Genomic DNA, 21,690 nt, shown 5'->3' with positions numbered 1-21,690 from the left:
CAATTGTAAATACGCTATAAATCTCGATAATCGCTAAATTGTGTGAAAGTCGTGAGAAAATAGTATTAAGAATTCATCACCAATTTACAGGAGGTAATTCCCACACAATCCAAGGAGAAAAATGTACGAAAAAATACGCCGTCCGTTCGAGGTATTTGCCCGAATTGATACCGCCGAGAACTCAATCATGCAGACCATCACGATTGCGGTATCCGCGATCCTCATCGCAGCCGGATTGGTGACCGCGCCGGGACTAATTAATAACGCTCGCGACAACAATGCGACGGGAGACCTCGCCAACATTGCATACGCGCAGGAGGCTCAGCTTGCCTCCGCTGGTAAATACGCGACTACGGTCGCGGATCTTCAGACAAACCCGGATTCTCAAGTGAAATTTACCCTTGCTGGACAGGTGAGAGATCAGACGTTATTGACCTGTCCGAGCGGCGAGGCGTATCTCTCAAAGGCAACCTCGAAATCGACCAAAACTTTCTATCGATCCTCGCTCTCCGCCACCACCAGCTCCGACATAACGAAAATTCAAATCCCGACCTGCCTCGCTGCGTCGGATGTCGCGACCTTCACCGCTCCGGTTACTACTAGCATCCCCGGCGCCCTAGCAGCATGTCTCGCTAATGCACCGATTCCCGTGCCGGTTTCCAAAATCAACGGTTTTAGCACCTCACGCACGCTGACGGTTTGTGATAATTCCACTGGAACGGTTCTCTATTCGGTCGCGAATAAAATCAATCCAACGGTTGCACAATTTGATGTAACCGTACTTGCTGGAAATCAGCTATCGATTCTCGATCACGAAGCGTCGCTGAGCGTGATCGTCCGTCAAAATTCTTCAGTCGTTGTCGGCTCTACATTCCCCGAAAATTGGTCGGTTAATTCCATCAGCCTCTCTGATGGCATGGGCAGCATCGTTCCGCTTGACTGTGGCGGCACCTTGCCAACCGGTGTTAAAGGCATCGGCGATCGTTTCGATGCCGTGTGCACGGGAACTGTAAACGCAACCGCCAATCAGCAGACGAGCTATTCATCGGATTTCAACTACACCCGTATGGGCAACAACGGTCCAGATTCAACCGTAGAGGAAGCCACAGGAGCGGACAATTTCACCGTTGCGGTTCAGCTACCCGGTGGAAACGGTGGCGGGGCTAGTGATGGCAGTTCGACCCCGCCAGGGTGCGCAATCCAGCCCGTACAAACCTGCACGGTTACGGCGACGCAATAATGCCGATTTCAATGAAAACATTCTCCACCGGGGTAGCCGCAATTTTCGCGATGCCCGCCCTCGTGCTCGGGTTCGTCACCCTGGTCTCACCAAATCCCGCCCCTACCTATACGCAAAGCGCGGTTCCATCGACCTCGAACAGCTCACCCACCCCCTCCGCTTCCCCCGTCGCGACGTGCCCACAAACCGTCGCGGCGGGCGGCACAATTCCGATTCAGACCGGTTCAGCGCAGCCTGTTACTCGATCAATTGGGACCGGTAGGACGGGGCAGCAGGGGGTTTTCAACGATGCTATTTCGCTGCATGAGAGCGCGTATTTCAAGAGCCTGGGGTGCGCGAGCGGGGGCAAAGATTGGCTCGTCGTCGAATTCAAGGACAAATTCGATCTCAAGTTCGCGACCACGATTACCTATTCGTACACCGCTACCCCAGACCCCTCCTCGTCGAGCATTTCCATCACCGATTCAGCCGGGAAGGCTTACAACCCAGTCACCATCTCGACGGACCCAAAAAGTGGTTCTCGAACCGCCGTTTTTGCCGTTCCTGAGAACAAAACCGCCAGCTATCAGGTGGCTGGCTCACTCGCGTATACCGCTACCCGTGACACCACCAATGACACCAAATCGAGCGACAGCGCCATCAGTACGGTACCGAAAAACCTCGCATCGCAATTCGATGTGAATGCCTCGGCTGCTCTCACCTCGACGCAAACGGAATGCCAGCCATTCGAGACGGCGTGGTGTTGAGATGAATCAGCGAATTCAAGCAATTCTTCGACAAGATGAGGGCGAATCGTCCGTAATGGTGATCGTCAGCCAGCTCATTAGCGCGCTTCTTTTCACCGCCCTCGGCGGATTGATGTTCGTGCTCATCACCGGTGGCGTCAAAATCCAAGCCGAAAACAATGCGCAATCCGAACTTCGTATCGCCAACCGAGCATTTATTACGGAGCTGTCGTACGCCTCGGCAATTAGTCCTCAGGACGACACTTCAGTCACCATCGTGCAGCAGAAATTCCTCAAAGACGCGACCTTCACCGACTCCAACCCAGTCTATAAATGCCGGACATCTCATTGGTATCTCGCGCCCGCATCGAGCAAGATCCGCACCTCGCTCGGCGACTCCACACTTATGGCTCTGAAGCACGACGTGACCGTTTTCACAGACGATTCCACCGATCCTAAAACCGGAATTTGCACCGGGACCATCACCAGCACTCAGCAGCAAACAGCAGTCGCCGCCGTCTCAATCGCCTCCGTTTTCCGCTACACGAACATCGCCGGAGTTTCCCTCCAGTACAACAACGGCATCGTCACCACTTTCGCCAAAGTCGCCGCATCCGTCCCGAATTCAAATCAGGCAACCAGCCAAACTGACGGCATCGATCCGAATTCCACGGACCCCGCACAGGTTGCCGCAATGACCGAATTCCGGGCTGTTAGCGGACCTATAGATCCGAGTACTGGTGTTCCCACAGCAGTCAACACCTTCTATACCAATAGCGAGATGCTCCGTGAGACTCCCAAAATTGTCGAGGCGCATCTCACCGCGATCATGCCGATCAGCGGCAAAACTGCCGCCGTTTTCAAGGGCACGACAACAGATGCCGTGACCGAACTCATCGGCAATAACAGCAACGTTGTCGACCCCGGTGCCGCGCAGAATCGGTGGGTACCAAATCCGATCAAGACGGTCGCGATGATGCGCTCAAAAACGGATGGCGTTTATGTTGGTCACGTTCGCGAGGGCATCCGAATCCAGTGGACGCCGGTTGTCACTACTCCCCCGGTTGCGCCCGGAGATCCGCCCCTCGATTGTCCAGCGAGCCAGACGCCTACCTATCAATGGCTGCTCACAAACACCAAAACCGGTCATCAGACTTCCGGTGAAACGCTATTCAATTTCGCGGAAATTACGTCTTTCTCGGGTCCCGCCGAGGTTTGGAATGGGGATAATTACCGTGCCCAAATCTCGGCTCGCTGTAATGATACTGATGGTCAATCTGTTGACACATCGGCGAACTTCATACTCCCTCTACCTAATGTCACCGACCTCTCAATAGCCGCTGCCCCCGGCGATCAGTCCACCCAATCGCTCACATGGTCACCCGCAAGCTCCGACCCGAGCACTAGGTATTCAGTGAGCTATTCGCCCGCATCTCTCACCCACGCCGCCGAATACACCCTGCAACCCCTTGACCTAATTTCGGAGCCTGATGGCGCACGAGATGGTGCTCATTCGGCTCCTGCGTGGCTTTATCCGTCGATGGCTTTCACTGGGATTCCCGGATCTCCGACCTCGACGACGAACATCACTAAGTCGGGAAATAGCATCACACCGGGCTTGCCGGATACCTATCAAGTTTTCGCCTCGACAAGCAGTGGCAATTTTTCGCCGAACCCGACCCCTGCGAATTACACCTATTCGACGACCGCCATTCCCCCGACCATAACCGACATCAATGAGGCGAGTTTTTCATGGAGCGCTTCCGCGTGCGCAGCAGGTAGCACCGCAGAATTTCGAGCCGCAGCGAATACCGGCAGCGGTGATTCGACCGGCTCAGCAATAGGCTCCGCTACGGCGCAGACAGCTTTGAATTTCAGCTATCCGACTATCGGTGAAGGGGAGCAATCATTCGCCCGCGTCGATCAGCGATGCACAAATCGTTTCGTGGGCGCTCCCACCAATAGCCAAACCGAGCTCTCTCCGTGGTCCTCGGATTCCACCGGTCATTTCGTCAGACCGGTGAGCGCCCCGACCTCGATCACCGTAGCCAGCAGCGCAACCACCGCGTCCTCGGGCGCAACGGTCCACGTCTACGGGCTGTCGGTGAATGGCTGCAACGGCACTACCCCCGCATGGACGCGCGGCGGGCTCGATACCTATCAAAGCTTCGCCGGTCCGACTTCACGAACGTACTACGCCTACGGTCAGTGCATCGGAAACTACGCATCGTCTGGTGAGACGGGCGGTAGCCGGACCGTTTCGTGGCTCGCACCACCGCCACCAAAACCCGCCACCCCAAGCGCTGGCTGTGGCGATACTTTCCAAACCGCTCCCGGAAAGAAGAACATCGCGAACGCAAGCTGGAGTTGTAGTCCCGTCAGTTATGCAACTAGCTACTTTGGCAAAATGGTTGGACATTGGAATGATGGAACGGATACCACAAGTTCGGGGTCTAGCGGTTCTCCCTCTTTCAATAAGTCCTGTACATCAGGTAACCCCGGCTACGCATGGACAAGTATTACCTTCAGCATCAATGCCTCGAATGGTTCTGGAACCAGCGGGTCATGGACGACGACGGACTCTAGCTCCAACGGAACCAGTGCTAGCTGTGGATAATCGGAGAGATTAAACAACAAACTCCCTCGCCTACGCACGAGGGGGTTTGTTGTTTCCGAATTAGTGGTTGACCACTACGAGCCATGAATCGGGGTTCGGCTGACCAGCGATGTCGGCTCGGACCTTTGCCTCCACAGCCGCCTCTGAGGTTCCACGCGGTGCCGGGTTCTTGCCGTTGTAGAGCGAAGAGATACCGATCCAGCCGTTGTAGGTCTCACCCGTGTAGGTGGTGACGATACCGTACTGAATCACAGCGACGCTCTTACCGGTGGCGTACCCGATAGAACCCTGAAGCCCGTGAGCGGTCGTGACGTTAGGCTGCGAATCGGTCCCCGAAGTGACGTTCGGCGCAGCATCAGCCTTGGCAACCACGTCAGCAGCGACAGCAGCGGGAAGCGGCTCAGCGGTCTTCACGACCGCGTAGGAACCATTCGGGAGCTTGTAGGCGTGAATGGTTCGGTCATCGGAAGTGTTGATGTCCTTAGCTGTGCTGTTGTCCACAACGTCTCCCGCCTTGAGGTCAGCCGGGTTCACTCCGGGCTTGGGCGCAGCACTCGCGCTAGGCGATGCACTGGGCGCAGTCGAAGAGGTTGCGGAGGGCTTGGGGCTGGTGTTGGTCGCAGGCGCTCCGGTGCAACCCGCAAGCGCGAGAGACACCGCGAGAGCGATGCTGGCGGTTGCGGTGACGAGCTTGATGTTCTTGTTCATAAAATCCCCCTATTGACAAATTCTACCAGTCAGAGGGTCAAAATGTGTAGAAACACTACAAACTAAACTTTTACTGGCGAGGTCGTCTTTTGCAGGCTCCGCCATACCGTTGATTCGGACACACGAATGCTCTCCGAAATGGATTTCGCCGTCTGCCCGCTGTCATACATAGTACGGATCGCCGCGTGCTGCTTCGCGTCTTTGATGGCAGCGGGGCGACCGCCCTGCAATCCGCGAGGGCGACCAGTGGGGAATTTAGCTGCTAGTGCCTCCTTCGTCCGCATCCGAATGAGCGAGCGCTCCATCTCGGCGAATGCCGCCATGAGCGTGAGCATCATCTTCCCGACCGGGCTGTCGGATGAGGTGTCGATGCCGTCGCCGCTTTTGAGTGCGATTCCCCGCGCGCTCAATTCCTCCACTAGATCGAGGACACCTCGCGTATTTCGTGCGAGGCGATCCAATTTCGTGACCACGATGGTGTCCCCAGCTCGGGCGACCTCCGAAACCATTTTGGTGAATGCTGGTCGATTCGCGAATTTACCGCCCGAGAAACCCTGATCGATGAAAACCTGCTCGCACCCCAGCCGTCGCAGCTCTGCCTCTTGCGCAGTGATGGAGATTTCCTGAAGTGCTGTACTTGTCCTCGCATAACCGAGCAGCATTGGTGCCTCATTCCTGTCAAAAGTTCCAATCCCACCGATCAGTGAGGGATAGATAATGGCAGGGAGTTCTGACATTGCCATTCGACTAGGAAGCAGAGCGATGTGAAATCTGTCAGATCACGGTCGTGTTTTGACGGGGTGATCGTTTGCGAAATTGCTGCCTATAATGATCTATAACTCGATGGTGCGAAGCGAATTGCACTATTGACACGTCATTTACAATAGTTTTATGGCAAAGCTCGATACTTCTAGAATCCTCACCTACAAAGAGGCGAAAGAACTCACGAAATTCGCAGACGGCAAATTTAGCGATCCGAAAGTCGTCGAGCGCTTAATCGCTGCGGGTGCAAATTACGAAGTGCCGTTCCCGAAGCATCGCACTTACCCAATTTCTTCGCTCATCGCGGCTGGTCTTCTGACCGAAACCGGGGTGAGTACGAAACGGGGCTACACCACGTCATCGGGTGGTGAGTATGTCACTGCGAGAGTCTCGCGGCTTACCGTACCCGAGGCACAGCGTGAATCGTATGCCCTCACCCGCGAGCTGGACGGTCTCAGGTCCCGGATCACAGAGGTGGATGCAGCCGAGGCATCGGTAGCAGCCGAAATCGAGGCAGCGAAAGCCCAGGTCGCCGAGCTTCGTGAAAGCAATGCGCAAAATGCTCGTCTCGCGAAAAGCCTCCGCACTCTGCTGAGGAATCATGAGGCTCGAATTGCCGCGCTGAATGCCCATGTCACTGATCGGAAAGACGCCGAGATCGCGGAGGCGGAGGCGAAGATAGCCGATTTAGCGCGTCAAAGCGCTGAGGTGAAAGCACTGGTTAAAGTCCTGAGAGAACCGAAGCCGAAAGTTTAGGCTCCCGAAGCCCCCGTGCTGCCGAAAAAGAAATTGGAAACGGTCGAGAGAGTACCAAGCGCTTGGGCTTTGAGCGATTTCAAAATCAGCTCAGTCGTTTTCGCCCCGTCACCTGGAGTCGCGGGCGATGGCGCGTTTTCGGCGATGTAGCGATTGACCGCTGGTAATACGAGCGCGGAGTCAATGGGGAGCGTGCCGAGGTCGGCAGCGGTGACGGGCGCAGTCGGGGTAGCGAGAGTCGTTGTGGCATCAGCGGTGGAAATGAAAATGTTGCCGGAATTCGAGCGAGAGACCATTACGTAGGTAGCGCTTGTCGCGATGATCTGTGACTCGCTGCCTGCCGAGAGTTTGACGCTGAAGCCCGATGGTGTGGGTGCGCCGAGGTCCGTTACGTAGCCATGTCCCGATAGGAATTCTGCACTCTCGACGGTCCGTACGTTTGCGATGTCACCCCGAACATTACTATCCCAAGCTGCCGGTGCGCCGGTTTGCACGAGCTGCGGGATGGCGATGAATAGGCAGATGATGCCGATGATGGTGGATGTTGATCCGATTGTGCCTTTCAATTTCTTTCTCCCCGTATGTACAGCATTCTGTGGATACTGTACTTATAATTTTACGGCATTATTTCCGTAAAATAGAGAAAGTTGAAAAACTTATTATTTCTGCCCGTGGTTTGAAATCTCAGTTATTCGCCATTGCCGCCTGTGGGTGCCCAGTGGCTCATTTTGAGCGGTGAAAGCGACGCTCGCGCCATTGAATAAGCGCTCTACGCGGACCGATTTTTGACCGGTCACGGTTATTGCGTCGTTGATCCAATTATGAAGAGATGGGATCGTGGCTCCAAGAACCTCCGCAGCATCTTTCATACTCAAGCCAACCTCACCGTCACCGTGGGCTTTCGCGTGAGACAGACGAGCCTCGACCGAGCTGGGCGCGTTTCCCCACCTTTTTCGGGCGCTACTGATTGTCGTCCCTGTTACGAGTGCTATTTCATCCCACCGGGCACGTTGCGACCGAGCAAACGCGATGGTCTCCTCGTCGATCCGCCCCAGCTCCGCACGGAGGTCTCGGGAGCTGGTGAGGGTGGCGAGGGCATTCCTTAGTGGCTCCGTCATAGTCGCATCTTTTGGAAGATCGGCATCGTGCCGTGCCGCCAACGCATTCGCGACGAGCTTCTTCACTGACATTGCCGCGCTCATTTGGTGATCCTCACGAAACTCGCCGAATCCGAGCGCCTCAAAATCTCATCCGTGATTTCCCCATTGGTGATCCGATGATCAATAATCGAGCGCCCCACCCCCAGCTCACGAGCAAGAGCAGAGCGGGTGACGTAGCCACGAGGGACGCGATCCACAACTCGGGCGGTAGCTGAGTGGAAAAAGGGGTAGATCTGACTAGCTGCCGTATGACGGTCAACCCATTCGGCAAGCATAGCGAGTGTCACACCATGGTCTCGGGCTGCTCGTAGGGTATTGGATTTACGGATTAGTCGCTCGGGTTCATCGCTGATTTCAGCTAGCAGCTCATCGCGGAGGATACCGATCTCTAATTGCCTAATTTGATCGCGAGTCGTCGCGGGGTTGGTGGTGTCCTCTTTAACTGTCATTTTGTAAATCCTCTCGATTCGCTCCCTACGGTTTGTAGACGTTATCTAATTATTTTAGCCTAATGTGCAGTTTTGATTTATGAAATTGCAATTTACCGTAAAATGAATCTTAAGAAATGCTCCACGAAATCCCACGACAGAAAGAGGGCACCGAGGATACAAAACGAAAGGCGACATCATGATCATCAATAAAACCCACCGCCGCGTCATTGCGGCAATCACAGTGACAGCACTCAGCATCGGAGGGCTGATCGGGGGTAGCGCTGCGGCTAGCGCCGCCGAACCTCTGCCGCCGATCACCAGCACCGTCGCATGGCAGACAAGCTCCACCATCACGGATAACAGCGGAGTGATCGCTTCATACAGCGAGACGAGAAATCAAACTGGTCCCGATACCTATACCTACAACGGTCAAACAGTGTCTTACCAACCAGATCCCATCCGTTTCCACGTCGGTCAAACCATTACTCTCACCACAGACGTGAAGCTCAACAGCGATGTGGCTTGGTGGGTCTTCAACAACCCAGCAGCGACGCCGATCCAATCCATTTTCTTTAACCCGTATGCGAAGCTCGAATCAGCCAATTGGTCTGCTTTGAGCTGCAACCAGCCCGCGAGTTTCGCCGCGAATTCCGGAATCGTAGAGTTTTCCTGCTCGACCTCGATGAAGATTCCGACGACCGCACCGTTGAGCTACAACACCACGACGAATGTCCGCTCGACCTACGGCGTACCTACGATGACCGCTTCGAGCGGCACGTCCAACCTCTTCTACCAAACTTTCCGCCCGGCTTGGTTGTATGTCATCCCCGCCTCTGAACTGATTCCTGCGAAAAAGGAGTTTTCAATGAAAGTCGGCGACCAGCTCACTATCAGCCCCCAGATGCTCATTGCAGGTGTGACCGACGCGAGCGGTGCACCGGCTGATGCGGATGGCGTTTCAGTCAAGAGCACCCCTACAGGCGCGGTGGTTTCGCCAAACCAAACGATTACTTACACCGCTACTCAGACAGGGCGCTTCGCGTTTGCATTCACGCTGTCGAACAGCGAATCCAAGGTAACGAGTGCTGTGTCTCCCGGTGGCATCGTCGCTGGTGATCTCGCACCTCCAGCCGCCCCGGTCATCACCCCCGCCCCACAGAACTACCCCCACAGCATCGGCGATTCCATCACCCTAGATCTCCCGACCGTCAGTGCTGGCTGCACGATTTCAAACGGTGACATCTGCAAGCCTGATTCGGTTGTATTCAGTACGCTGCCACCCGGAGCGACCATTGACGGCGGCGGCGCATTTGTCTGGACTCCCACCTCGGCAGGTGTTTTCACGGTCGGGATGGTGCTCAGCCAGTCATCTGATGGTGCAAAGTCGGCACTCACGCCTGTGGTCATTACAGTGACCGCAGTACCGACAACGCCGGTAACCCCGCCCGTGGTTACCCCACCAGTCGTGACCCCGCCTGCCGCTGGTCCCACCACTCCTGCTACCCCAGCGTCACCTGTCGTACCGTTGCCGATGGTGACTGGCTAAAGAATTTCGCGTTGCCTGCCGCGAATGAATAGAGGAAGCCCGCTGCTTAGGTGGCGGGCTTCTTTGCTAACCAGCGGCAGAGTCGCTCATCGCCTTGGGCACTCGTGACAGAGCGCCGAGCATTTCGCCGTTGAAATAAGTGAACAATTCTTCGTAGGCACTTCGAAGCGGTGGGTCGAGCGCCTCAAGTTCATCTTTCGAGACCAGATCCTGAGCCGCTAGAAACTCGTCCGAGTACTGGATGGCATCATTCGCAGCCGTAACAGCCGCGAATAGCGCCTCGTTGAATGCCTCCCCAGCACGCATAGCACTCACAAATTCTGAGCTACCAGCGACGTTCGGCTGCGTTAGATCATCGAGTTTCACCGAAAGGATCTTGGCGAGCCTCACCATCTCATCGGCATTCAAGTGGCGGGTGTTTGCGCCATTGATAGTTTCGATCTTCGACACCGTCGTAGCCGTCCAACCGCCACTCATCGCCTCCGCGAGATCCGACTGCGACATACGGCGCTGTTCACGGAGCTGACGGATGTTCTCCGCGATTACGCGCTCAGTGTCGGTGAACGGGATGGAGGCGCGAGCCATGAATGCTCCTAGATAGTGAGTCGATAGTTCCAAACTAGTGCAGAAATCCACCTTGTCAAACTATAACCGACTATTGACAATGCGTTTTTAGTGAGCTACATTTGCGATCCGTTTGGCAATTGAGCCGAGATCGACCACAACACCGAATACATCGGAGGTCAGAAAGCAGAGAAAAAATGGCAGTAAAAGAACGACTGAGCAAATCGAGATTGCGACCAAGCGAGCGCCTCATGATGGAGCGCGAATACATCGATGTGAAACAGCTTTCGGCAATCACCGGTCTTGCAGTGGGCACCGTCTACAACATGGTTAGCGCCCGCACCTCCCCGCCTGTTTACAAATTCGCGGGCACCAGTGTGCGTTTCCTTGTGTCAGATGTCGAGGCATGGCTAGATAGGCAGCGCCGTGTCGCGTAGCGGGTTGCGAGAGTTTGAGACGAGCAACATTAGCTCTCGGCTTGAAACCCCCCGCACTCTCTGCCAACCACATCACCACCATAAGGACTGCGCTAATCCGGGGGCTGCCCAGAGTCCCGGCGTCGTGTCTAGGCTCGACGGGTGCGCGTCAAAAATCTATTGGCGTGCCCGGTGCTCAATCGGAACCGCTGACGGTACCCCGAGTGAACAAATAGATGCAGTTGGGATTACCAAAACTGCCGCTGAGGCTAATCTCCGAGCCAAAATCGTGCGCTATAAGGCTGACCGAGAAATTGCGCCACCGGTTGTTGTGTCGTCGGCGCGGCAAGTTTCAGGCATCACGCTCGCCGAGTACTGCGCTGAGTGGTTAGAAGTCCTTCAGACGCGAGGCTCGTCGCTTGGTAGCGGCTCTCTCGATGCGCCAGAGTTATCCACGGCGAGCGTTATCCAATACTCCCGCGTCGTTACGCTTATTGCCGAGGATGAAATCATCGGCGGATTGGATTTATCAATCGTCACTCCGCTGCACCTACGGACATTTCTCAATCAACGGGTAGCCGTCAAAAACGAGGATACCGGGGTCTGGAGCCGCACGAGCTACGTGAAAACAGCCCACATGATTCTGCGAATGATTTTCGATGACGTTGTGTCAACTATGGACATCCGCTCGACCTCGCCGATGACAAACGTCCCACTCCCCAAGCTCCCAAAAAATCGGGTCAAACAGGCAGCTCGCCCAATCACTATCGAGCAGTACGGACGGTTGCGGGATTCGGTGTTGAACCAGCCGCGTCATTCGGACTATCTGCTCCCGCTCCTCGACACTATCGCTGGACTCGGTATCCGCATTGGCGAGGCACTCGCGCTCACTCGTGGTGACCTCAACTGGATGTTCGGCGACGCACCTATCGTGCGCGTGTCAGGGCACATCGTTCCGGGTGAAACGAAGGCAGGTTGGTTAGAGATACGGGTGCCCGGTCTGAAAGAGGCGCAGGCGGCTGGTGAGTACCGTGAAATCGATACACCCGCTTTCGTCGTCGCTGCCCTATCTGAGCAACTCGCTCGGGTCTTGTCGAAATCTCCTGATGCTCTGGTTTTCTCGACGAGGACCGGCGCTGTTGTCGCTGCCTCGAACATTCGGCGAACGCTCCGAGTGCTTGCTAAGAGAGCAGACATTCCACAGGGCGTGTCACCGCACAGTTTCCGAAAACTTCTCGCAAACGAGGTTAATCACCACCGAAAGGATGGCGGTAAAAGTTCTGCTCAGGCAATGGGCAACACCATCGCAGTTGCAAATAGGCACTACATCACGCGCGAAGTCAGGCGCACGTCGCCCGAGATAGCGGCAATCGCTCAAGCCTCGTTCGCCGAAATCATGCCCGACCGAAGCAGCTAGGGCAATAACTTGGTGCGAAGGTCGGATGACCGCAAAACCAAGGCAAAAAATAACCCCGGAAAGTGTTGATTTTCCGGGGTTTTTTGCTGTGCACCCCCCCGGACTTGAACCGGGAACCCACTGATTAAGAGTCAGTTGCTCTGCCAATTGAGCTAGAGGTGCGTTCGGCGCTCGCGACGAACGGGAGAACCAAGGGACAACATTAGCATCGCCGGCGAGGTGTCGCGAACCGTCTTCGACGGGCGGCGGATCCGTAGGATTGTGCACAGAAACCAGTGCAGTCGAAGGAGCACAGAGTGACGACATCAACCAGGCTCGAGGCCGGCCAGACCGCCCCCGCATTCACCCTCACCGACCAGGATGGATCGGCCGTCTCACTCAAGGATTATGCCGGCGACAAAGTCATTGTGTACTTCTACCCCGCAGCATCCACTCCCGGATGCACGACCGAAGCCTGCGACTTCCGCGACAACATCAACTCGCTCAAGTCGGCCGGCTATACGGTGCTGGGTGTATCGAAGGATGCCGCACCGGCCCTCAAGAAATTCCAGACGGAGCAGGGTCTCAATTTCCCGCTGCTGAGCGACCCGGACCTTGCCGTGCACAACGCCTACGGCGCCTACGGCGAGAAGTCGCTGTACGGCAAAACCGTCACCGGCACGATCCGCTCCACCTTCGCCGTAGACGAGAATGGCCTCATCACGCTGCCGCTCTACAACGTCAAGGCCACCGGTCACGTCGCGTCGCTTCGCAAGAAGCTGGGCATCGACGCTTAGTACCGCGGCTTGTACCGCGGCTACTCCCCCGGTGCCTCGTCACGGCGACGGGTCGCGGCGATCACCGGCGGCGTGAAGAGCAGGATGATCACCCCGGCGGCCGGCAGGATGAGCAGCCAACCGATGTCCGGGCGGGAGAACGGGGCCTGGAAGCTACCGATCCCCACGGCGATCTGAAGCACCTGCCAGGTGATCGCGCCGCTGCGAATCCAGGAGCGACCGCGCAGGGCGTGCACCGCCATCGTGCCCAACCAGACCGCCGCGATGACGTCGAGAAGTAGCAGGGCGATCGCCGTCGCGACGGAGTCGGGACGTGCCACGAGGAGCTCCACGACGAGGTAGCAGGCGACCGCCACGAGTGCCGCGCATTCGAGTGCCAGCAGGAACACCAATAGGAGCAGGAGCGCCGGTCGGCGCGAGACTCTCGGTTCACTCATAGCTGTGGAACCCCGTCCGACTATTGATTTGCTACAACCAGTATGAGATTCTATGTGAGGTTGATTTGCACTCACAGGGCCGTGAGCATCCACCAAAACCCCCGGAAACCTTTCCCCAAGCTTGGGTCTACGACCCTGCTCAGGGCTCTATGGCCCTGCGTTCGCAACAAAAGGAGCACCCCCAGATGGACTGGCGCGACAAAGCCGCATGCCTCACGGCCGACCCCGAACTCTTCTTCCCCGTCGGGAACACCGGTCCGGCTGTCGACCAGATCGACAAGGCGAAGGCCGTTTGCGCCCGCTGCAGCGTCACCGAGATGTGCCTCCAGTACGCGCTCGAGACCAGCCAGGATTCCGGCGTCTGGGGCGGACTCAGCGAAGACGAGCGTCGCGCCCTCAAGCGCCGCGCTGCTCGCGCTCGCCGCGCCTCCTAGCGCTTCCCCCCAAACGGGTCTCGACACGGGCGCTTGGCGCCCTACTCGACCGGCAGGTTTCTCGAACGGGTCTCGACACGGGCGCTTGGCGCCCTACTCGACCGGCAGGTTTCTCGAACGGGTCTCGACCGGCGGCGGTGACGGCTACTTCGTGAGCCAGGCCAGCGGAATCTCGATGGTCACCTCTGTGCCGCTGCCCACCATCGTGTGCCAGTCGATCGTGCCACCGAGCTCACCCTGAATCAGGGTGCGCACGATCTGGGTGCCGAGCCCGGAGCCGACCTTGCCCTCTGGCAGGCCGCCGCCGTTGTCGCGCACCTGCACCGTAAGCGTCTCCTCGCTGCGGTCGGCAATGATCTCCACGTTGCCCTCGCGACCGGCGAGCCCGTGCTCGACCGCATTCGTCACGAGTTCGGTGAGCGCGAGTGAGAGCGGCGTAGCGTATTCGCTCGGCAGCGCACCGAAGCTTCCGGTGAAGGTGGGATGCGCCTTCGTGTTGTGCGTCGACGCCACCTCCGCGATGAGCTTGAGCACCCGGTCGAAGACCACGTCGAAATCGACATTCTGGTTGAGGCCTTCGCTCAGCGTGTCATGGACGACCGCGATGGCGGCGACCCGGCGCATCGCCTGGTTGAGCGAATCGCGCGCCTCGTCCGAGTGGGACCTCCTGGCTTGGATCCGAAGCAGGGAAGCCACGGTCTGCAGATTGTTCTTCACCCGATGGTGGATCTCGCGGATGGTCGCATCCTTCGTGATCAGCTCGCGCTCCTGGTGACGCAGCTCCGTGACATCCCGGCACAGCACGATCGCACCGACGCGCTCACCGCGATCACGGATCGGGATGGCGCGCAGCGATACCGTCACGCCTTTGGCTTCGATATCCGTGCGCCAGGGCGCGCGACCTGTGACGACAAGGGGCAGCGACTCATCGACCACGAGCTTGCCGCTGAGCAGGGTGGTGGTGACCTCTGCGAGCGACTCGGCCTCGAGTTCGCCGGCGAAGCCCATGCGGTTGAAGGCCGAAAGTCCGTTAGGGCTCGCGAAAGTGACGATGCCGTCGACATCCAGTCGCAGCAGGCCGTCGTTTGCCCGCGGAGCGCCCCGACGCGGACCGGTCGGTGCGCCGAGATCGGGGAAATCCCCCGCGCAGATCATGGCGAAGAGGTCGTTCGCGCACTCGTTGAAGGTGAGCTCCTGGCGGCTGGGCGTGCGCGCTTCGCTCAGGTTGGTGTGGCGGGTGATCACGGCGATCGGATGCTCCGTGGTCTGCGATCCCGTCACCGACAGTCGTCGGAGCACCGGCACCGCCCGAACGCGGGTGGGGGTCTCCTCGTACCAGTCGGGAGCGGCGGAGTCCACGATCTGCGCGGAACGGAACGCCTGCGTCACCTGCCCCTTCCACTCGGGCTTGATCGCCTGGCCGACGAAGTCGCGGTAGAAGAGCGTTGCCGAACTCGAGGGGCGCGCGTGGGCCACCGCCACGAAGTCGTCGTCGTGGGTGGGAACCCACAACACGATGTCGGCGAAAGCGAGGTCGGCGAGCAACTGCCAGTCACCGACGAGGAGGTGGAGCCACTCCACATCGGCGTCGTCGGAACGACCCTGGGCGAGAACGAGGTCTGAGAGCGTCGACACGAGCCCCAGTTTAGGCGCGCTCGTGGGACGGCCGGTTTCAGCCGACCACCCGTACGGTGAGGTCGGAGTCCGGTCCCCAGCGGAATGCCAGGCGGGATGCGGCGGTCACCCCGGCGGCGGCATCCGCCCCCGAGTAGTCCACCTGGTAGTTCACCGGGGCGATGGACAGCCCCGTGCGGGCGAAGGCTCGCACGGTGGCACACACCGTGACATCGTGCCCGGTCGGGGCGGTGCTGAGCAGGCAGACCTGGTCTGCCGAGTCGCGGTAGGCGAAGACCTGTACGCCGTAGAAAGCCCCGAGGAAGCGAGTGGTGTCGCGCACCTCCTGGGTTGCCCCTGGTTGCCCGCCCGTGAACACCTGCGGGGCGATGTCGGTGATGCCCTGGGGTCGGTTGAACACCTTCAGCAGGCCGGCCGACGGGGTGAGGGAGGGCGCGAGGCTCGCTGCTGTCGCCGGTACCACCAGCCCGACGAGCAACGCCGCCGCGGTGCCGAAGACGACGGCGGGATGCCGTCGAAGCACCCGGGCGAACAGGCCGAGGTCCGCGGGAGGGTAGGTCTCGTCGTCGAGTTGGTCAGCCCTCACCCCGATCGTGCGATGGGCCTCCTCAATGGCGGCATCGAGCAAGCCCGCCTCGAGTTCGAGCCACTGCTCGAGAAGCAGCAGGCGCGCCTCGGTCTCGCCGAGCCTCACGGTGAGGCCCGAGGCATCCGTCACCTCGACGACGGGTTCGCCGACCACCGCGCGCGAGTAGACCCGTGCCCGCAACTCGACAAGCGAGGCGGCGGGATCCGGTCGCCCGGAGGGAGCGGTGGTCGAGGGATGCAGCCGCCAGTGCACGGCATCCTCGATCGGTCCCTCGCCGCGCCAGTGGGTCGCGAGCGCGGCCAGGAATCCCGGCTCGGACACGAGCTCGGACAGTTCGGCAGCCGATACGGCGGCCATGCGGATCGGATGATCCCCGCTCATGAGATTCAGGCTAGCCACTCGAGGGCCGCACGGAAAGAGACACTGCGTACTCGGACCGGAATGCGAGACAATGATGCGGACGCGCGGGAAACGCACCGTGCCCGGCCCGAGGAGCAGGCGTGGCAAAGAAAGACTCGAAGAAGAAGACCCTGAAGAAGGTCGCCTCCAAGAAGAAGCCGGTGGCCAAGAAGGTCTCCAGCAGCCGCAAGGCAACGAAGTCGGACTTGAAGAAGCTCGTCGCGACCGCCGAGAAGCGTGTCGCGAAGGCCGCTAAGACCGCCTCGAAAGACGCCAAGGCACTCAAGAAGTCGGCGGCCAAAAAGACGACAAGCGCGAAGAAAGATGCCGTCACCACGGTGAAGACCGTGAGGAAGGATGCGGCCGTCGCCGTGAAAGCGGTGAAGAAGGATGCCGCGGCCGCCGTCGACGCGGTGAAGAAGGCGGCGTCGACCAGGAGGCCGGCACCCGTCGCGAAGCCCGTGACGCCCACCGAGGCCCTCACCGTCGTTGCACTGCGTGCGCGCGCCCGGGCGGCCGGCATCGTCGGATACTCCCGCATGAAGAAAGACGACCTGCTCGCCCGACTGGCCGCACGCTAGGCCGTCGCCCCGCGCGCGGTATCCGACCGAAGGACCCCGCGCGAGGATCAGGGCCGGCGATTCAGGCCGGTAGCACGGCCCGGCGCCGAAACCGGGAACGGTGCACGACGGGTGCGGCCTCGGGCAGAAGCGCGTCGTGCACGAAGGCGGCGACCGCGGCGCGAGCCGCGGACTTCGGCGCGGCATCCACAATGGTTCGGCCGGTGAGGATCGCCGCGTCGAACGCCGCCTGGTCGTGCGGCACCAGGATCGGGCTTGTGATCCCGCCGAAGCGCTGAAGTGTCTGACGCACCTGGCCGGCCGCCCCGGGCCCGATCGCACTGGCCCGCACCTTGTTCATCACCACGGTGATGCGGTCGGTGTCGATCGTCTCGAGCAGGTCGACGTGGGCGCGGAGGAACCGCGACAGGCCCACCGGATCCGCCGATCCGACCGCCACCACCTCATCCGCGGCCCGCAGTGCCGCGATCGTCGCACCATTGCGGCGCGGCGCGAACAGGTCGCTGCTGATCTCTTCGTCGTTCTCGAGACTCGCGCCGGTATCGAGGATGGTGAAGTCGACCCAGTCCCGGCAGGCGGTGACCGCAGCCGTCACCCGCTCGCCGGAGAGCTCGGGCCAGCGACTCGGACGACCGATTCCCGTGAGAACCCAGAATCCGCCGCGGGCCGTGAGGTAGCGCTGGCCGATCCGTTCGAGTTCCGACTGCGTGAGAGCTTCGGCGCCGGCAAGTCGGCAGGCGGCGGCGAAGCCCGGCGCTTCATCGAGCAGACCGAGGGCTGGGGCTATGGACCCGCTGTGGGTGTCCACGTCGGCAAGGGCGACCGTCGCCCCGGCGGCAGCGAGTTCCGCGGCGAGGCAGATCGCCATCGAGGTGCGACCGGGGGCGCCGGCCGGCCCCCAGACCGCCACGACCCTGCCATTGCGCGGGGACGAGGCGACCTCCCCGACCCCCGGCTGTCCGAGCAGCAGGGCCTCGATCTCGCTCCACTCCGAGTCGGCGGCGACCACCTCGAGCAGGCCGAGGCCCGCGGCGTAGCGTCGATCGGCATCGGCAGCGACCAGTGCGACGATACGCACGCCCGCGGCATCCGCTTCGACCATGAGGCGGTCGTTGAGGTATCGCGGGGATGCCGCCACGATCGCGAAGTCCGGAGTCGTCTGCCCGAGCTGGGAGGCGAGCTCGTCGGCGCTCGAGCAGCGCACCGAGAGCTCGAATCCGTGGCGTACGAGGTGCAGGGAGACGACGTCCTCGAGCTCGAGCGGGAGGGAAAGAGCGATGATCGCCACCGGTCAGCCTTTCGCCGGGATGCTCGACGGCACGAGTGAGAGCGCCGCCGCGTTGGCGATCGCCTCGAGCACTGCCGCGGTCTTCGTCCGCGGTACGAGGAGTTCCACGGACTGCCGCGTTCGGTCGGCGATCACCCCGTCGGCCGCGACAACCCGCACGACGGTGGCCGACGAGACCAGCACCGACGGAGGCCCGAACAGGCCGTCCTCGGCTTCGTTCGCCGACCACAGGTCGACGACGCTGCCCTCGGCGACGGACCGCGCCAGCTCACCGCCCACCGTGACGACAATCGACGCGAGCGCCGCACCGGCGACGTTGCCGACGGCGGACGCCGGCACCAACTCCCCGGCGGACACGGCGCGGGTGACCACGAACCCGGAGCGTGGGATGTCGCCGTCGACGAGGTATTTGCCGTCGAGTGACCCGAGACGAACGCTGCGGGAGTCGAGGTCGGAGCTCGTGACGCGATCTCCCGGGCTGAGAGACGATCGTGCCGAGTAGACGAGCACGCTACTGTCGGCTGCGGTGACGACGCCCACGACTCCGAGCACGGAGACCACGACTCCGAGCACGGAGACCACGACGAGTGCGATGCCGATGGCGAAGCGCGGATCGAACCAGAACGCGCGTGGCGCCCGTTCGGTGCTCGCCGCGCCCCCACGGGTGCGCTCCAGCGCCGGGCGCCTCGAACTCTGAATCGTGCCCACCACATGCCTCCGACCTCCGGCGGCAACCTCGCCGCAGGACTCCATGCTGGTCACCGCGGCGGCAGCGCGGGAAAGTTATCCACAGGCCCGTCGCGCGGATTGCCCGGCCTCCATAATCAAGGCATGACGCACTCGGACTCCCTCGGCCAGGATGCCGGCCTCGGTCGCTTCCTGACGCTCGCCGACACCGCGGACGTACTCAACATCTCGGCGAGCCAGGCCTATGCTCTCGTGCGGTCCGGCGAACTCCCCGCCATCAAAGTGGGTGGGCACGGCCACTGGCGCGTCGAGCGTTCGGTGTTGGAGTCGTACATCGATGCGAAGTACGAGGAGTCGCGGCGCATGAGCCTGTGGCAGCAGTCCGACTACGCGAGCATCTCGGAGTATTCGTTCGGCTTGCGCGGCACCTCGGGCGACGCCCCCGTCGACTAGGCGCGGTTCGGAGCGGCTCAGTTCAGTTGCACTCGCATACGGCAGTCGGCATCCGTGTCCGGGGGATCAGCCGATGGCGCACTCGACAGCAGAGTGTGGGCGGAATGCACGTTCGACAGCCGATTCTCGGCGGCCTGGCGCGACCGCTGATGTCGAGACGCTCACACCGCACGGGTGGCAAGCCAGTGCCAGTGACGCCCCCGTCGCTCAGACGCTAGAGCCTCACGAGAAGCAGCCGGGCGAAAGGGACGATCCGATACTGCGAGACCTGGCTCTCGCGCCGCGCAGAGCCCGCCTCGTGCGCGGCGAGGTCGAGGTGATCGCGCCCCACCCGGTCGATCGTGCCGCCGATCACCTCGCCCGGAAGGACCAGCTCGACGAACTGGCGTCGTCGACACAGGTCGCGGAGCACGAAGGCGAGACCGAGGCGTCGAGACAGTCCACGCTCGCTCTCGGTGGAAGACGCGTCCTCGAGGCTGTCGCTCACCTGGGCGCGAGTGAGGAGCAGCCCGGCGATCGAGTACAGCGGCAGGATGAACTGGCCCCGGCGCGCGGAGTGGTCGACGATGTCCCCCGAGATCCAGTCGCGGCCGAAGGTGCGCGCTCCAAGCTCGAGCACCGACCCGTCGATCAGCTCGACCCGCACCGGACCGGACCCTTCGGCATTGTTCAGCGCGAGAAGCCGGTCGCGCAGAGTGAGCCTTCCGAGGCGGAGCCTTTCCTCTTCGGCGCGCAGGTCGGTCTCCTCGGCACCGAGTTCCTGCTCGAGCTGGCCCTCGAGATCGTCGAAGAGGTTGTCCCAGCGCATGAAGGGACGCTACCGGGGTGGACGCGCAGGACGCGCAGGTTATCCACACCCCCGCGTTGGGGCATGGACAGCATGGCCCGGGTACTGGTTTAGTGTGGTCACCCCCACAACGGGGGTAGAACCGCCCTTCACCGCACTCCGTGGGGACACGCACATGAGCGATGCACTGCCAGCGCAGAATCCAGCACGCGAGCTGCCGTTCGGCGGCCTGCCGAGCAAGGTCATCCGCTCGCCATTCCAGTCCGACGAGTTCTTCGGCACCCAGCCCGCGGCCCGCTCGGCACTGCCCAACCCCCAACCTCTGCTGGAGAACCTCACCCGCTGTGTCATCGAGATCCTGGCCGGCGCCCGCGATCTCGAGCAGATCTCGCGCTGGGTCACAGACGACGTCTACCGACACCTTCTCAAGCGGGTCGTACTGTCCTCCCGGGCACGGCAGGCCACTGGCCAGGTCGTTCGCCGCCCCACTTTCGCCATCGGATCCACATCAATCTGCGAGCCCCGAGACGGCGTGGTTGAAGCCGTCGTGATCGTGCGCGGCCGGGCGCGCACCCGAGCGGTTGCCCTGCGGCTGGAGGGTCTCGACAATCGGTGGCGAGCCACCGCGATCAACGTGCTCTGATCAGCTCCGGTCTGCGCCCTGGTGGTCCGGATGCTCGTCGTCGTCGTCCAACTCGGCAAGGGCGTCGTCGCGTGATTCGCTCGCCTTGACGACGACGCGGTCGCGGGCTTCCTCGCCGCGCTCGCGCAGTTCGGAAGCCGTGGTCGAGACCCGCTCACGCAGCTCCTCGGCAGTCTCAGTCGTGCGATCCGCCACATCCTTCGCCATACCGGTCGTGCGATCCGCGACATCCTTTGCCATACCGGTCGTGCGGTCGGCGACATCGCGCGACATCGTCGAGGTCTTACCCGCGACATCCTTCGCCACGGTGGTGACGCGGTCGGCGATATCGGTGGCGACCGTCGCCGTGCGATCGGCGACCGCGCGGGCGGCATCCGCGGTCGCGCGGGCGCTGTCGGCCACGACGGTGGGCGCGGCTTTGGCGAAGGATTCGGCCTTGGCTCGCACGACCGGTGCCTGCTGGCGGGCGTAGTCCTCGACCTCGGCGCGGGTCTTGCGCACGCGCGGGCTCTCCCACAGTCGCCGGGTCGCACGCGCGATCTGTTCGTAGCGCTCACGCCCCGCGCGAGCTCCGAGGACGTAACCGACGGCGAGCCCGACAACGAGCAGGAACTTTGATCTCATGGGTCCAGCCTAGGC

25 protein-coding genes and 1 tRNA gene are annotated in these 21,690 nt (G+C 60.7%); 12 read left to right on the top strand and 14 right to left on the bottom strand.

From position 1 onward, the window contains the following. Nucleotides 1–121: 121 nt before the first annotated feature. Genes ACVXZ4_RS04085 through ACVXZ4_RS04075 form a run of 3 tightly spaced genes read left to right on the top strand, consistent with a single transcriptional unit; the run spans nt 122 to nt 4,582 of the window. Nucleotides 122–1,240 carry a hypothetical protein gene (locus ACVXZ4_RS04085; protein ID WP_461796958.1) on the top strand — a complete coding sequence of 373 codons (1,119 nt, stop codon included), beginning with the start codon at nt 122–124 and terminating at the stop codon, nt 1,238–1,240. Nucleotides 1,241–1,251: 11 nt separating this feature from the next. Then, nucleotides 1,252–1,986 carry a hypothetical protein gene (locus ACVXZ4_RS04080; RefSeq protein ID WP_461796957.1) on the top strand — a complete coding sequence of 245 codons (735 nt, stop codon included), beginning with the start codon at nt 1,252–1,254 and terminating at the stop codon, nt 1,984–1,986. Nucleotides 1,987–2,041: 55 nt separating this feature from the next. Then, complete coding sequence (locus ACVXZ4_RS04075; RefSeq protein WP_461796956.1) at nt 2,042–4,582, top strand: hypothetical protein; 2,541 nt, start codon at nt 2,042–2,044, stop codon at nt 4,580–4,582. Between the two features lie 60 nt (nt 4,583–4,642). Here ACVXZ4_RS04075 and ACVXZ4_RS04070 read toward each other — a convergent pair whose 3' ends face one another. Both ACVXZ4_RS04070 and ACVXZ4_RS04065 read right to left on the bottom strand, forming a co-directional pair. After that, the gene (locus ACVXZ4_RS04070; RefSeq protein WP_461796955.1) at nt 4,643–5,290 is read right to left on the bottom strand and encodes a hypothetical protein; all 648 of its coding nucleotides are present in this window, start codon (nt 5,288–5,290) and stop codon (nt 4,643–4,645) included. 62 nt (nt 5,291–5,352) lie between these two features. Continuing rightward, on the bottom strand, nt 5,353–6,027 hold the full coding sequence (locus tag ACVXZ4_RS04065) for a recombinase family protein (protein WP_461796954.1): 675 nt from the start codon (nt 6,025–6,027) through the stop codon (nt 5,353–5,355). A 154-nt stretch (nt 6,028–6,181) separates the two neighbouring features. Between ACVXZ4_RS04065 and ACVXZ4_RS04060 the strand changes: the two genes are divergently transcribed. Beyond that, nucleotides 6,182–6,808: a hypothetical protein gene (locus tag ACVXZ4_RS04060; RefSeq protein ID WP_461796953.1), complete on the top strand. Its 627-nt coding sequence runs from the start codon at nt 6,182–6,184 to the stop codon at nt 6,806–6,808. On the opposite strand, the gene ACVXZ4_RS04055 is transcribed toward ACVXZ4_RS04060, so the two are convergent. The 3 genes from ACVXZ4_RS04055 to ACVXZ4_RS04045 form a co-directional block, all read right to left on the bottom strand. After that, the gene (locus ACVXZ4_RS04055; RefSeq protein WP_461796952.1) at nt 6,805–7,374 is read right to left on the bottom strand and encodes a hypothetical protein; all 570 of its coding nucleotides are present in this window, start codon (nt 7,372–7,374) and stop codon (nt 6,805–6,807) included. The genes ACVXZ4_RS04060 and ACVXZ4_RS04055 overlap by 4 nt on opposite strands. A gap of 93 nt (nt 7,375–7,467) precedes the next feature. Beyond that, complete coding sequence (locus ACVXZ4_RS04050) at nt 7,468–8,010, bottom strand: hypothetical protein (RefSeq protein ID WP_461796951.1); 543 nt, start codon at nt 8,008–8,010, stop codon at nt 7,468–7,470. Continuing rightward, nucleotides 8,007–8,417, bottom strand: coding sequence for a hypothetical protein (locus ACVXZ4_RS04045; protein ID WP_461796950.1), 411 nt, complete (start codon nt 8,415–8,417; stop codon nt 8,007–8,009). Before ACVXZ4_RS04045 ends, ACVXZ4_RS04050 begins: the two co-directional genes overlap by 4 nt. 178 nt (nt 8,418–8,595) lie before the next feature. Here ACVXZ4_RS04045 and ACVXZ4_RS04040 point away from each other — a divergent pair, with 178 nt between their 5' ends. Then, nucleotides 8,596–9,945, top strand: coding sequence for a hypothetical protein (locus ACVXZ4_RS04040; protein WP_461796949.1), 1,350 nt, complete (start codon nt 8,596–8,598; stop codon nt 9,943–9,945). 66 nt (nt 9,946–10,011) lie between these two features. On the opposite strand, the gene ACVXZ4_RS04035 is transcribed toward ACVXZ4_RS04040, so the two are convergent. Beyond that, nucleotides 10,012–10,530: a helix-turn-helix domain-containing protein gene (locus ACVXZ4_RS04035; RefSeq protein WP_461796948.1), complete on the bottom strand. Its 519-nt coding sequence runs from the start codon at nt 10,528–10,530 to the stop codon at nt 10,012–10,014. 176 nt (nt 10,531–10,706) lie between these two features. On the opposite strand from ACVXZ4_RS04035, the gene ACVXZ4_RS04030 reads away from it, so the two are divergent. Both ACVXZ4_RS04030 and ACVXZ4_RS04025 read left to right on the top strand, forming a co-directional pair. After that, a complete protein-coding gene (locus ACVXZ4_RS04030) occupies nt 10,707–10,946 on the top strand; it encodes a helix-turn-helix transcriptional regulator (protein ID WP_461796947.1) in 240 nt (79 codons plus the stop codon). Between the two features lie 124 nt (nt 10,947–11,070). Next, nucleotides 11,071–12,342, top strand: a complete 1,272-nt coding sequence (locus tag ACVXZ4_RS04025) for a tyrosine-type recombinase/integrase (RefSeq protein WP_461796946.1) — start codon at nt 11,071–11,073, stop codon at nt 12,340–12,342. 89 nt (nt 12,343–12,431) lie between these two features. On the opposite strand, the gene ACVXZ4_RS04020 is transcribed toward ACVXZ4_RS04025, so the two are convergent. Continuing rightward, nucleotides 12,432–12,504: transfer RNA gene (locus ACVXZ4_RS04020), tRNA-Lys, on the bottom strand. Nucleotides 12,505–12,638: 134 nt separating this feature from the next. Here ACVXZ4_RS04020 and bcp point away from each other — a divergent pair. Beyond that, nucleotides 12,639–13,118, top strand: a complete 480-nt coding sequence (gene bcp, locus ACVXZ4_RS04015) for a thioredoxin-dependent thiol peroxidase (RefSeq protein WP_461796945.1) — start codon at nt 12,639–12,641, stop codon at nt 13,116–13,118. Between the two features lie 20 nt (nt 13,119–13,138). Here the strand turns inward: bcp and ACVXZ4_RS04010 are convergent, their stop codons facing one another. Next, nucleotides 13,139–13,555 carry a hypothetical protein gene (locus ACVXZ4_RS04010; RefSeq protein WP_461796944.1) on the bottom strand — a complete coding sequence of 139 codons (417 nt, stop codon included), beginning with the start codon at nt 13,553–13,555 and terminating at the stop codon, nt 13,139–13,141. Nucleotides 13,556–13,740: 185 nt separating this feature from the next. Here ACVXZ4_RS04010 and ACVXZ4_RS04005 point away from each other — a divergent pair, with 185 nt between their 5' ends. Continuing rightward, nucleotides 13,741–13,989, top strand: coding sequence for a WhiB family transcriptional regulator (locus ACVXZ4_RS04005; RefSeq protein ID WP_147784762.1), 249 nt, complete (start codon nt 13,741–13,743; stop codon nt 13,987–13,989). Between the two features lie 144 nt (nt 13,990–14,133). Here ACVXZ4_RS04005 and ACVXZ4_RS04000 read toward each other — a convergent pair whose 3' ends face one another. Both ACVXZ4_RS04000 and ACVXZ4_RS03995 read right to left on the bottom strand, forming a co-directional pair. Next, nucleotides 14,134–15,624, bottom strand: a complete 1,491-nt coding sequence (locus tag ACVXZ4_RS04000; RefSeq protein ID WP_461796943.1) for a sensor histidine kinase — start codon at nt 15,622–15,624, stop codon at nt 14,134–14,136. A 37-nt stretch (nt 15,625–15,661) separates the two neighbouring features. Then, nucleotides 15,662–16,594: a hypothetical protein gene (locus ACVXZ4_RS03995; RefSeq protein WP_461796942.1), complete on the bottom strand. Its 933-nt coding sequence runs from the start codon at nt 16,592–16,594 to the stop codon at nt 15,662–15,664. A gap of 119 nt (nt 16,595–16,713) precedes the next feature. Here ACVXZ4_RS03995 and ACVXZ4_RS03990 point away from each other — a divergent pair, with 119 nt between their 5' ends. Beyond that, nucleotides 16,714–17,193: a hypothetical protein gene (locus tag ACVXZ4_RS03990; RefSeq protein WP_461796941.1), complete on the top strand. Its 480-nt coding sequence runs from the start codon at nt 16,714–16,716 to the stop codon at nt 17,191–17,193. Nucleotides 17,194–17,254: 61 nt separating this feature from the next. On the opposite strand, the gene ACVXZ4_RS03985 is transcribed toward ACVXZ4_RS03990, so the two are convergent. Beyond that, nucleotides 17,255–18,481: an AAA family ATPase gene (locus ACVXZ4_RS03985; protein WP_461796940.1), complete on the bottom strand. Its 1,227-nt coding sequence runs from the start codon at nt 18,479–18,481 to the stop codon at nt 17,255–17,257. Nucleotides 18,482–18,484: 3 nt separating this feature from the next. Continuing rightward, nucleotides 18,485–19,189, bottom strand: coding sequence for a hypothetical protein (locus ACVXZ4_RS03980; protein WP_461796939.1), 705 nt, complete (start codon nt 19,187–19,189; stop codon nt 18,485–18,487). Between the two features lie 123 nt (nt 19,190–19,312). Between ACVXZ4_RS03980 and ACVXZ4_RS03975 the strand changes: the two genes are divergently transcribed. Further along, the gene (locus ACVXZ4_RS03975) at nt 19,313–19,621 is read left to right on the top strand and encodes a helix-turn-helix domain-containing protein (protein WP_461796938.1); all 309 of its coding nucleotides are present in this window, start codon (nt 19,313–19,315) and stop codon (nt 19,619–19,621) included. Nucleotides 19,622–19,835: 214 nt separating this feature from the next. Here the strand turns inward: ACVXZ4_RS03975 and ACVXZ4_RS03970 are convergent, their stop codons facing one another. Further along, nucleotides 19,836–20,429, bottom strand: a complete 594-nt coding sequence (locus ACVXZ4_RS03970; protein WP_461796937.1) for a hypothetical protein — start codon at nt 20,427–20,429, stop codon at nt 19,836–19,838. Between the two features lie 154 nt (nt 20,430–20,583). On the opposite strand from ACVXZ4_RS03970, the gene ACVXZ4_RS03965 reads away from it, so the two are divergent. After that, a complete protein-coding gene (locus ACVXZ4_RS03965) occupies nt 20,584–21,051 on the top strand; it encodes an Rv3235 family protein (protein ID WP_461796936.1) in 468 nt (155 codons plus the stop codon). Here the strand turns inward: ACVXZ4_RS03965 and ACVXZ4_RS03960 are convergent, their stop codons facing one another. Then, complete coding sequence (locus ACVXZ4_RS03960; RefSeq protein WP_461796935.1) at nt 21,052–21,675, bottom strand: protoporphyrinogen oxidase; 624 nt, start codon at nt 21,673–21,675, stop codon at nt 21,052–21,054. It lies immediately after the preceding gene. Nucleotides 21,676–21,690 lie beyond the last annotated feature (15 nt).

The sequence above is a fragment of the Lacisediminihabitans sp. FW035 genome (assembly GCF_054880895.1).
Note: the sequence above shows the minus strand (reverse complement) of the source record. Positions and strands in the feature narration are given on the sequence as shown.

What these genes read in the sequence shown, in the direction of transcription:
- ACVXZ4_RS04060 (WP_461796953.1), top strand. Translation starts at nt 6,182, where the DNA reads ATGGCAAAGCTCGATACTTCTAGAATCCTCACCTACAAAGAGGCGAAA.
- ACVXZ4_RS03995 (WP_461796942.1), bottom strand. Translation starts at nt 16,594, where the DNA reads ATGAGCGGGGATCATCCGATCCGCATGGCCGCCGTATCGGCTGCCGAA.
- ACVXZ4_RS03970 (WP_461796937.1), bottom strand. Translation starts at nt 20,429, where the DNA reads ATGCGCTGGGACAACCTCTTCGACGATCTCGAGGGCCAGCTCGAGCAG.
- ACVXZ4_RS03965 (WP_461796936.1), top strand. Translation starts at nt 20,584, where the DNA reads ATGAGCGATGCACTGCCAGCGCAGAATCCAGCACGCGAGCTGCCGTTC.
- ACVXZ4_RS04035 (WP_461796948.1), bottom strand. Translation starts at nt 10,530, where the DNA reads ATGGCTCGCGCCTCCATCCCGTTCACCGACACTGAGCGCGTAATCGCG.
- ACVXZ4_RS04080 (WP_461796957.1), top strand. Translation starts at nt 1,252, where the DNA reads ATGAAAACATTCTCCACCGGGGTAGCCGCAATTTTCGCGATGCCCGCC.
- ACVXZ4_RS04030 (WP_461796947.1), top strand. Translation starts at nt 10,707, where the DNA reads ATGGCAGTAAAAGAACGACTGAGCAAATCGAGATTGCGACCAAGCGAG.
- ACVXZ4_RS04010 (WP_461796944.1), bottom strand. Translation starts at nt 13,555, where the DNA reads ATGAGTGAACCGAGAGTCTCGCGCCGACCGGCGCTCCTGCTCCTATTG.
- ACVXZ4_RS04050 (WP_461796951.1), bottom strand. Translation starts at nt 8,010, where the DNA reads ATGAGCGCGGCAATGTCAGTGAAGAAGCTCGTCGCGAATGCGTTGGCG.
- ACVXZ4_RS04085 (WP_461796958.1), top strand. Translation starts at nt 122, where the DNA reads ATGTACGAAAAAATACGCCGTCCGTTCGAGGTATTTGCCCGAATTGAT.
- ACVXZ4_RS03960 (WP_461796935.1), bottom strand. Translation starts at nt 21,675, where the DNA reads ATGAGATCAAAGTTCCTGCTCGTTGTCGGGCTCGCCGTCGGTTACGTC.
- ACVXZ4_RS03975 (WP_461796938.1), top strand. Translation starts at nt 19,313, where the DNA reads ATGACGCACTCGGACTCCCTCGGCCAGGATGCCGGCCTCGGTCGCTTC.
- ACVXZ4_RS04065 (WP_461796954.1), bottom strand. Translation starts at nt 6,027, where the DNA reads ATGTCAGAACTCCCTGCCATTATCTATCCCTCACTGATCGGTGGGATT.
- ACVXZ4_RS04045 (WP_461796950.1), bottom strand. Translation starts at nt 8,417, where the DNA reads ATGACAGTTAAAGAGGACACCACCAACCCCGCGACGACTCGCGATCAA.
- ACVXZ4_RS04040 (WP_461796949.1), top strand. Translation starts at nt 8,596, where the DNA reads ATGATCATCAATAAAACCCACCGCCGCGTCATTGCGGCAATCACAGTG.
- ACVXZ4_RS04005 (WP_147784762.1), top strand. Translation starts at nt 13,741, where the DNA reads ATGGACTGGCGCGACAAAGCCGCATGCCTCACGGCCGACCCCGAACTC.
- ACVXZ4_RS04070 (WP_461796955.1), bottom strand. Translation starts at nt 5,290, where the DNA reads ATGAACAAGAACATCAAGCTCGTCACCGCAACCGCCAGCATCGCTCTC.
- ACVXZ4_RS04075 (WP_461796956.1), top strand. Translation starts at nt 2,042, where the DNA reads ATGGTGATCGTCAGCCAGCTCATTAGCGCGCTTCTTTTCACCGCCCTC.